Source organism: Aeromonas sp. 6P (genome assembly GCF_051919525.1).
In the GTDB taxonomy this organism is placed as follows: domain Bacteria; phylum Pseudomonadota; class Gammaproteobacteria; order Enterobacterales; family Aeromonadaceae; genus Aeromonas; species Aeromonas veronii.
In genome coordinates, this window is record NZ_JBQBEO010000002.1 from 4,484,970 (window position 1) to 4,495,000 (window position 10,031).

Annotated in this window: 4 protein-coding genes, 2 rRNA genes and 1 pseudogene (1 of these 7 only partly in view); 3 read left to right on the top strand and 4 right to left on the bottom strand. The window is 57.5% G+C overall.

Annotated elements, in window-relative coordinates; all coding sequences use genetic code 11:
- Positions 1 to 17 precede the first annotated feature (17 nt).
- Complete coding sequence (locus tag ACTG2J_RS20930) at positions 18 to 2,294, top strand: putative bifunctional diguanylate cyclase/phosphodiesterase (RefSeq protein ID WP_421318693.1); 2,277 nt, start codon at positions 18 to 20, stop codon at positions 2,292 to 2,294.
- 129 nt (positions 2,295 to 2,423) lie between these two features.
- On the opposite strand, the pseudogene rep reads toward ACTG2J_RS20930, so the two are convergent.
- Positions 2,424 to 4,440: pseudogene (gene rep, locus ACTG2J_RS20935) on the bottom strand (DNA helicase Rep).
- A gap of 181 nt (positions 4,441 to 4,621) precedes the next feature.
- Here rep and ACTG2J_RS20940 point away from each other — a divergent pair.
- The gene (locus tag ACTG2J_RS20940) at positions 4,622 to 5,842 is read left to right on the top strand and encodes a SufS family cysteine desulfurase (RefSeq protein WP_439989159.1); all 1,221 of its coding nucleotides are present in this window, start codon (positions 4,622 to 4,624) and stop codon (positions 5,840 to 5,842) included.
- A 13-nt stretch (positions 5,843 to 5,855) separates the two neighbouring features.
- A complete protein-coding gene (locus ACTG2J_RS20945) occupies positions 5,856 to 6,290 on the top strand; it encodes a SufE family protein (protein WP_058056434.1) in 435 nt (144 codons plus the stop codon).
- A 21-nt stretch (positions 6,291 to 6,311) separates the two neighbouring features.
- On the opposite strand, the gene tcdA is transcribed toward ACTG2J_RS20945, so the two are convergent.
- The 3 genes from tcdA to ACTG2J_RS20960 all read right to left on the bottom strand — a co-directional run.
- The gene (tcdA, locus tag ACTG2J_RS20950) at positions 6,312 to 7,148 is read right to left on the bottom strand and encodes a tRNA cyclic N6-threonylcarbamoyladenosine(37) synthase TcdA (protein WP_439989158.1); all 837 of its coding nucleotides are present in this window, start codon (positions 7,146 to 7,148) and stop codon (positions 6,312 to 6,314) included.
- 193 nt (positions 7,149 to 7,341) lie between these two features.
- A 5S ribosomal RNA gene (rrf, locus tag ACTG2J_RS20955) occupies positions 7,342 to 7,456 on the bottom strand.
- Positions 7,457 to 7,576: 120 nt separating this feature from the next.
- Positions 7,577 to 10,031: ribosomal RNA gene (locus ACTG2J_RS20960) — 23S ribosomal RNA — on the bottom strand; it runs 435 nt beyond the window's last position.

The window sequence follows — 10,031 nt, forward strand, 5'->3', positions numbered from 1 at the left end:
CATATCGGGAGTTGCACATGTCGGCCCAATCCATCGAACCCCACTACTCAACTCCTCTGTTGGCGTTGGTCTCTGCCATTATGGACTTCCCGGCGCCACAAACCGCCACGTCTGACGATTACGATGCCCTGATCCAGCAGATTGACCAACTCTGCCCGCTGCAACATTTCGGCATGCTGGGCCTCTCCGATACCGGTCTGAACTGGCTTTACGCCTACAAGGTCAGCGACATCTTCAAGCAACAGCTGGGCCGTGAGCAGTCCCGCATCACCGATCAGCTCACCCAGCTGGATGAAGCCGAAGGGTGGTGCGTCTTCCCCATTGAGCATGGCCAGATACAGTGGTTGCTGGCTCGCGGCACCCCTGCCGACCTGCCAACCCTGCGTCTGCTGCTGGAGTGTCTGGCCAAACGGCTGACCGAAACCCAGGCGGGATCCCATCTCACCGAGCTGCCTTCGCCGCTAATCCGCAAAGACCCGAACTGGAAAAAGAAAATCGAGAGCATCAGCCGCATCATGCGGCTCGCCAATACCCTGCCGGCCCAGGCGCTCTTCTCCCAACTGGAAGCTGTACTGCGTCAGATGCTCACCATCGAGGACATGCTGCTGGTCAGGCTAACCAGTCAGAAGCTGGAAAAGATCTACCCTGCCCATCCCCATCAGGGAGACGAGTTCATCAGCGGCTTGTGCCACAGCACCAGCAATATCGAGGTGAGCAGGGAGTCACGCTACTGGCACAGCATGCCGCTGCGGCTGCAACAACAGTACTTCGCCCACTTCATCATCAGCACGGCTCAACCGCTGGAGACCGACGACAAGCTGTTTCTCGACTTCCTGCGTGGTCAGCTCACCCTGCTGCTGGAGCTGAGACGGATCCGCCAGCAGCTCAACGACATCAATACCGAAGACTCCATCAACCAGCGGCTGCAACAGCTGCGTCAGACCAACCTCAGGCTGCAAAAGCAGCTCAAGCAGCATCAGGAGCTGGAACGGCGGCTGCAATTCGATGCGCTTCACGACCCGCTGACCCAGCTGCCCAACCGCGCGCTGTTGATGAACCACCTCAACCACGCCATGACCCACTACAACCGCTACAAATCGCCGGGATTTGCGGTGATATTCATCGATGTGGATCACTTCAAGCAGATCAATGACACCCTGGGCCACAGCGCTGGGGATCAGCTGCTCAAGGAGGTCAGCCGCCGCCTGCAAACCTGTATCCGGCAAAATGATCTGGTGGCCAGACTGGGGGGCGACGAGTTTGTCATCTATCTGGACAGCAGCAAGAGCGACGATGACATCAGCCCGGTGCTCAACCGCATTATCAGCCGTCTCTCCTACCCTTTCCGGCTACTCGGCAACGAGCTGAGCATTACCGTCAGCCTTGGGGTATCGAGCGTATCCGAGCAAACCTCAGATATCAGCCAGCTGCTCCATCAGGCCGATTTGGCCATGTATCAGGCCAAACGCAATGGTCGCAGTCGCATCGTCAGCTACTCGGATGATTGCATCAACCAGAACTGGAATTCGCCGGAAGAGATGCTGGCCAGAGCCCTGCGGGAGGGGCGTATCGTCCCCTACTTCCAGCCGGTGATCCGGCTGCAGGATAGCCGCCTGACCGGACTGGAGGTGATGGCGCGCTGGCTGACCGAGGAAGGGATTCTGAAGGATGCGTTCGACTTTATTCCGCTGGCGGAGCAGTGCGGCCTGATTCTGGAGCTGGATTACCAGATCCTGCGCCACACCTGCCAACAGCTGAAGAACTGGCTGCCAATCTCCGGGCAGGGCAAGTTCAAGATCGCCATCAATCTGTCGGGCAAGCATCTGGTCAACCATGACCACATCATGCGGCTGATGGGAATTATCGAAGAGGAGGGGGTCGCCCCCGGCTATCTGATTTTTGAATTCAACGAGCGGGAGCTGTCGCGGCAAGATTCCGATGCGCTGGCATCCCTGCATGACCTGAGGGCCAAGGGTATCCAGATCAGCCTCGATGATTTCGGCACCGGCTTCTCTTCCCTCAACGCCCTGTTCCACTTCCCGGTGGATTACATCAAGGTGGATGACAGCTTTACCCAGCGGATGCTGCAATCACCCAAAGATTTGGCGCTGATCCGCGCCATGCGGGATATCTGTCAGGATCTCGATTACACCCTGGTGGTCGAGGGGATCGAGAACCAGCAGCAGTTGCAGAAGCTGATTGATATCGGCTGCCGGATGGGGCAAGGGCGCTATATCTCACCGCCCATGCCGGGAGCAGACATAGTACCGCTACTGACCCCGGCAAATCCTTAGGATTAATCCTTCTTGAACAGCGCCCGCAGGTTGGCAACACCAACCTGCCCCTTCTGCTGGCGCTCCTCGGCAGTCACCTTCTTCTGGTTTTCCCCTTGGGGATAACTCAAGAAGTAGAGAAGAATCGCCCTACCCCTTTTTCAAATTATGTTGTGCTCTTATCTGAGCAAGAGCATCCAAACCTCTTTGCTGACGCTCTTCAGGGCTGACTACTTTTTTATTCTCCCAATCCAGATCATCCTGCGGCAGCTCCAGCAGGAAGCGGCTCGGCTCGGGCCGTACCGACTCGCCAAACTGGCGCCGCTCCTTGCAGAGGGTAAAGGTCAGCTCGGTCTGGGCCCGGGTGATGCCCACGTAGGCGAGGCGCCGCTCCTCCTCTACGTTGTCCTCGTCGATGCTGGTCTGGTGGGGCAGCAAGCCCTCCTCCATCCCCACCATATAGACATAGGGGAACTCCAACCCCTTGGAGGCATGCAGGGTCATCAACTGCACCTGATCCGCATCGTCCTCCCCCTCGTTGCGCTCCATCATGTCGCGCAGGGTGAGGCGAGTGACCACCTGAGCCAGCGTCATCGACTCCTCCAGCTCATCCCCCTCCAGCATCTCGGTGATCCAGCGATAGAGGGTGGAAACGTTCTGCATCCGCATCTCGGCCGCTTTCGGGCTGGGCGAGGTCTCGTAGAGCCACTCTTCGTAATGGATCTCCTTGATCATGTCCCGCACCGCCTCCACCGGATTACCACGCAACGCCTGATCGCCAAGGCGAACCAGCCAGTTGGTGAAGGCCTGCAAAGCAGTCAGGCCCCGCCCGGAGAGATGCTGTTCCAGCCCCAGTTCGAAGCTGGCAGCAAACAGGCTCTTGCCGCGCTGATTGGCATACTGACCCAGTTTTTCGAGGGTAGTGGGGCCAATCTCGCGGCGCGGAAGGTTGACCACCCGCAGGAAGGCGGTGTCCTCGTCCGGATTCACCAGCAGCTTGAGGTAGGCCATGATGTCCTTGATCTCGGTGCGGGAGAAAAACGAGGTGCCGCCGGAGATACGGTAAGGAATCCGGTTAGTCATCAGCGCCTTCTCGAAGATGCGCGACTGATGGTTGCCCCGATAGAGGATGGCGTAATCCTTGAACCGGGTGCGGTTCATAAATTTGTGGCCCATCATCTCGGCGGCGATCCGCTCCGCTTCGTGCTCTTCGTTCTTGGCGAACAGCACCTTGAGCTTCACCCCCTCATCCAACTCGGAGAAGAGCGCCTTGTCATAGACGTGCGGGTTGTTGGCGATCAGGATGTTCGCGCACTTGAGGATCCGCCGCTTGGAGCGGTAGTTCTGCTCCAGCTTGATCAGCTTGAGGCTGGGGAAATCTTCGCTTAGCAGCACCAGATTCTGCGGCTTGGCACCGCGCCAGGAGTAGATGGACTGGTCATCATCCCCTACCACGGTAAAACGTGCACGCTCGCCGACGATCTGCTTCACCAGCTCGTACTGGCTGGTGTTGGTGTCCTGATACTCATCGACCAGCAGATAGCGGATCTTGTTCTGCCAGCGCTCGCGCACCTCCTGATTGCTCTTGAGCAGCAGGGTCGGCATCACGATGAGGTCGTCAAAATCCAGCGCGTTATAGGCCACCATCTGGCGGTGATAACGCTCGTAGAGCTGGGCCATCAACACCTCTTCCGGCCCGCGAGCGATGCGCATGGCGCGGGCTGGCAGGATAAGGTCGTTTTTCCAGTTGGAGATTTGGCTGATAAGGGCCGAGAGCTTGTCCTTGGTTGTCGAGCTCGTCTTCAGTCAACTCTTTCAGCAGCGCCAGCTGGTCGGTGTCATCGAACAGGGAGAAGTTCGCCTTGAGATTCAGGCTCTTGTGCTCCCGACGAATGATATCGAGACCCAGGGTATGGAAGGTGGAGACCATCAGCCCCCGCGCCTCCTTGCGACCCAGGGTCTGGCCGACCCGCTCCTTCATCTCCCGCGCCGCCTTGTTGGTAAAGGTGACCGCAGCGATGTTGCGCGCACTGTAGCCGCACTGCTGCACCAGATAGGCAATCTTGTTGGTGATGACGCGGGTCTTGCCCGATCCGGCACCCGCCAGCACCAGGCAAGGGCCGGAGACATACTTGACCGCTTCGTTCTGATTGGGGTTGAGCTTCATGGGCCGGATCTCTTGGCTTATGATGAGGGGCGGCATTGTACCAGAAATCACCCGACGAGCCGTACCTGCTGCACGGCAGGCAACCGCCAATCGGGCTTATCGCGCCTTGTGTTCGGGCGCTATTTTCAGGATCATGGCCGACCTTTCGAGATGATGACTTTTTCCAGATGATGAGGGGAGCATGAATCAGCAACAGCACGACCAACTGCGCAGCCAGTTTCCGGCCTTGACGCAGGAGGTAAACGGCCACCCTCTGGTCTATCTGGACAACGCCGCCACCACCCAGAAACCGCAAGCGGTACTGGATGCCATCGCTCACTACTATCGGGCCGACAACGCCAATGTGCACCGTGCCGCCCATGCTCTGAGTGGCCGCGCTACCCGCGCCTTTGAGGCTGCCCGCGAGACGGTCGCCCGCTTTATCAATGCGCCCCGCAGCCACGAAGTTATCTGGACCCGTGGTACCACAGAAGCGATCAATCTGGTAGCCCAGAGCTGGGGGATGAGCGAGCTCAAAGCGGGGGACGAGATCATCCTCAGCACGCTGGAGCACCACGCCAATATCGTCCCGTGGCAGCTGGTCACCCAACGCACAGGCGCAGTCATCCGGGTTATCCCACTCGATAAGCGGGGCGATCTCGATCTGGCCGCCTATCACGCCATGCTGGGGCCACGTACCCGGCTGGTGAGCGTGGCCCACGTATCCAATGCCCTTGGCACCGTCAATCCAGTCAAAGAGATGGTGGCAGCGGCCAAGGCAGCTGGCGCCGTGACACTGATCGACGGCGCCCAGGCGGTGGCTCATCTCGAGGTGGATGTGCAGGCCATCGGTTGCGACTTCTACGTCTTCTCCGGTCACAAGCTCTATGGCCCGACCGGCATAGGCGTGTTGTGGGGCCGCACCGAGCTATTGGAACGGATGCCGCCCTGGCAAGCAGGTGGCGAGATGATCGATCGGGTCAGTTTCAGCGGCACCACCTTCAATACCCTGCCCTTCAAGTTCGAAGCGGGCACTCCCCATATCGCTGGCGCTATCGGCCTCGCTGCCGCCATCGACTTTGTGATGGCGCAAGATAGGCAATGGCTCGACCAGCATGAGCAGGCCCTGACCGACTATCTGGTCGCTGGCCTTCAGCAGGTGCCGGGGCTGCGTCTGATCGGCGAACCCGGCCAACGCGCCGGTTCGGTCTCTTTCCTGCTCGACGACATCCACCCGCAAGATGCTGCTACCCTGCTCGATATGCAGGGGATCGCCCTGCGAGTCGGCCATCACTGCGCCATGCCGTTGATGGAGTCGCTCGGGATCGGCGGCACGATGCGCGCCTCGCTGGCCTGCTACAACAATCGGAACGATGTCGACGCCCTGCTGGCCGCCCTGCACAAACTCAGTGACTTCTTCTAAGGCAGACAACCGAATGAGTGACCTCGCAAGCTATACCCAGATTGGCCTTGAGCCCAACGCCGACACCATCCGCCAGCAGTTTGCCGCCGCTCATGGCTGGGAGAACCAGTACCGGCTCATCATCCAGCTCGGCAAGCAGCTGCCAGCGCTACCCGCCGAATGGCAGCAGGAGGAGTTCCGCCTCAAGGGGTGTGAAAGCCAGGCCTGGCTGAAGGGAGAACAAAGCGAGGATGGCTGCTGGCACTTTGCCTGTGATTCCGATGCCCGGATCGTGCGGGGCCTTATCGTCATCGTGCTGGCGGCACTCAACCACCAATCGTCTGCGGCGATCCAGGCATTTGATATGGAAGGGTATTTCACCGAACTGGGACTTGAGAAACACTTGAGCCCGTCACGAGGTAACGGGCTCAGAGCTATCGTGCTGGCGATCCGGGAACAGGCTGTCTAACCCGCTCTGTTCAGTGGTCGATTAGGCTTCACCAATCGACCCTGCATCTTCATTCCCGCTCTCTTTCTCGGCGCGGGCCCCCCGCTCGGCAATCTTCTTCAATACCCGGGACGCGGCAACCAGCCCGAAGGTTGCCGTCACCGGCGTCACGGCGCCAAAACCGGAGGCGCAATCCATCTTCATGGTGCCATCGCTGGCCGCCTTGGCCTGACAGGTGCCACCATTACCATCCGGATAACTCAGCTGCTCGGTTGAGAAGACACACTCCACCCCGAATTTGCGCGCCGGATTCTTGCTGAAATTGTGCAACCGGCGCAGGTCGGAGCGCACCTTTGCCGCCAACGGGTCTTGAATAGTCTTGGCCAGATCGGCCACGGTGATCTGGGTCGGATCCATCTGCCCGCCAGCACCACCGGCCACAATTACCGGTATCTTGTTGCGCTTGCAGAAGGCAATCAGCGCCACCTTGGCCTTGACCGAGTCGATGGCGTCCACCACATAGTCAAACTCTCGCTTGATATGCTCGGCCAGGTTGTCGGCGGTGACGAAATCGTCCACCTCGATCACTTCGCAATCCGGATTGATGGCGCGAATGCGCTCGGCCATCACCTCGGTCTTGAGGCGACCAACCGTACCCTGCATAGCGTGGATCTGGCGATTGGTGTTGGTGATGCAGATATCATCCATGTCGATCAGGGTGATCTGGTTGATGCCGGCGCGGGCCAGCGCCTCGGCCGCCCAGGAGCCCACGCCACCGATCCCCACCACACAGACCTTGGCCTGGCTAAAGGAACGCAGTGCGCTCTGACCATAAAGACGGGCAATGCCCCCGAATCGCTGTAGATATTCTGCTTTCATACCACCACCTTGCTTGAGGGCGGCCATTATAACGACAACCAACGCCAGCGGCGATGGCAGAACCGGAGAAAATAGGGGAGGAAAAACAGGGAAAACGGCAGAGAAGAGGGAATAAAAGGTCAATATTAAGGCGATTTACTGAATTGTAGGCAATAAAAAACCCCGCTCGATGAGCGGGGTTCTTAAATTGGGTGCCTGGCAGTGTCCTACTCTCGCATGGCGAATGCCACACTACCATCGGCGCTACCGCGTTTCACTTCTGAGTTCGGCATGGGATCAGGTGGTTCCACGGCGCTATGGCCGCCAGGCAAATTCTTAATCCAGAAAGCTGACGTGAGTAGTGATGTTGCGCTTGGCTTGTCACTATCACTGAATTTGAGTAGTTCGTTCTATTTGCTACAAGCCTTAGAACACTTCTTGGGTGTTGTATGGTTAAGCCTCACGGGTAATTAGTATGGGTTAGCTCAACACGTCGCCGCGCTTACACACCCCACCTATCAACGTTGTGGTCTCCAACGGCCCTTTAGGACCCTCAAGGGGTCAGGGATGACTCATCTCAGGGCTCGCTTCCCGCTTAGATGCTTTCAGCGGTTATCGATTCCGAACTTAGCTACCGGGCAGTGCCACTGGCGTGACAACCCGAACACCAGAGGTTCGTTCACTCCGGTCCTCTCGTACTAGGAGCAACTCCCTTCAATCATCCAACGCCCACGGCAGATAGGGACCGAACTGTCTCACGACGTTCTGAACCCAGCTCGCGTACCACTTTAAATGGCGAACAGCCATACCCTTGGGACCGACTTCAGCCCCAGGATGTGATGAGCCGACATCGAGGTGCCAAACACCGCCGTCGATATGAACTCTTGGGCGGTATCAGCCTGTTATCCCCGGAGTACCTTTTATCCGTTGAGCGATGGCCCTTCCATTCAGAACCACCGGATCACTATGACCTACTTTCGTACCTGCTCGACCTGTCCGTCTCGCAGTTAAGCTGGCTTATGCCATTGCACTAACCTCCTGATGTCCGACCAGGATTAGCCAACCTTCGTGCTCCTCCGTTACTCTTTGGGAGGAGACCGCCCCAGTCAAACTACCCACCAGGCACTGTCCGCGGCCCAGATTCATGGGCCTGCGTTAGAACATCAAACATACAAGGGTGGTATTTCAAGGACGGCTCCAGCGCAACTGGCGTCACGCCTTCAAAGCCTCCCACCTATCCTACACATGTAGGTTCAATGTTCAGTGCCAAGCTGTAGTAAAGGTTCACGGGGTCTTTCCGTCTAGCCGCGGGTACACCGCATCTTCACGGCGAATTCGATTTCACTGAGTCTCGGGTGGAGACAGCATGGCCATGGTTACACCATTCGTGCAGGTCGGAACTTACCCGACAAGGAATTTCGCTACCTTAGGACCGTTATAGTTACGGCCGCCGTTTACCGGGGCTTCGATCAAGAGCTTCGCTTGCGCTAACCCCATCAATTAACCTTCCGGCACCGGGCAGGTGTCACACCCTATACGTCCACTTTCGTGTTTGCAGAGTGCTGTGTTTTTGATAAACAGTCCCAGCCATCTGGTCACTGCGACTCCCAACTGCTCCATCCGCAAGGGACTTCACTGTCAAGAGCGAACCTTCTCCCGAAGTTACGGTTCTATTTTGCCTAGTTCCTTCACCCGAGTTCTCTCAAGCGCCTTGGTATTCTCTACCCGACCACCTGTGTCGGTTTGGGGTACGATGACTTGTAATCTGAAGCTTAGAGGCTTTTCCTGGAAGCAGGGCATCAATGGCTTCCACACCGTAGTGTGTTCGTCTCGTGTCTCAGTGTTGTGTCTCCGGATTTGCCTAGAAACACCACCTACGCACTTTCACCAGGACAACCGTCGCCTGGCCCACCTAGCCTTCTCCGTCCCCCCATCGCAATTACAAGTCGTGCAGGAATATTAACCTGCTTCCCATCGACTACGCCTTTCGGCCTCGCCTTAGGGGTCGACTCACCCTGCCCCGATTAACGTTGGACAGGAACCCTTGGTCTTCCGGCGAGGAGGCTTTTCACCCCCTTTATCGTTACTTACGTCAGCATTCGCACTTCTGATATCTCCAGCATACCTCTCGATACACCTTCGCAGACTTACAGAACGCTCCCCTACCACTCACACATAAGTGTGAATCCGCGGCTTCGGTGCCTGGTTTGAGCCCCGTTACATCTTCCGCGCAGGCCGACTCGACTAGTGAGCTATTACGCTTTCTTTAAATGATGGCTGCTTCTAAGCCAACATCCTAGCTGTCTGAGCCTTCCCACATCGTTTCCCACTTAACCAGAACTTTGGGACCTTAGCCGGCGGTCTGGGTTGTTTCCCTCTTCACGACGGACGTTAGCACCCGCCGTGTGTCTCCCGGATATTACTTACTGGTATTCGGAGTTTGCATGGGGTTGGTAAGTCGGGATGACCCCCTAGCCCAAACAGTGCTCTACCCCCAGTAGTATTCGTCCGAGGCGCTACCTAAATAGCTTTCGGGGAGAACCAGCTATCTCCGAGTTTGATTGGCCTTTCACCCCCAGCCACAGGTCATCCCCTAACTTTGCAACGTTAGTGGGTTCGGTCCTCCAGTTGATGTTACTCAACCTTCAACCTGCCCATGGCTAGATCACCCGGTTTCGGGTCTACACCTTGCAACTAGACGCCCAGTTAAGACTCGGTTTCCCTACGGCTCCCCTATACGGTTAACCTCGCTACAAAATGTAAGTCGCTGACCCATTATACAAAAGGTACGCAGTCACCCCGAAGGGCTCCCACTGCTTGTACGTACACGGTTTCAGGTTCTATTTCACTCCCCTCACAGGGGTTCTTTTCGCCTTTCCCTCACGGTACTGGTTCACTATCGGT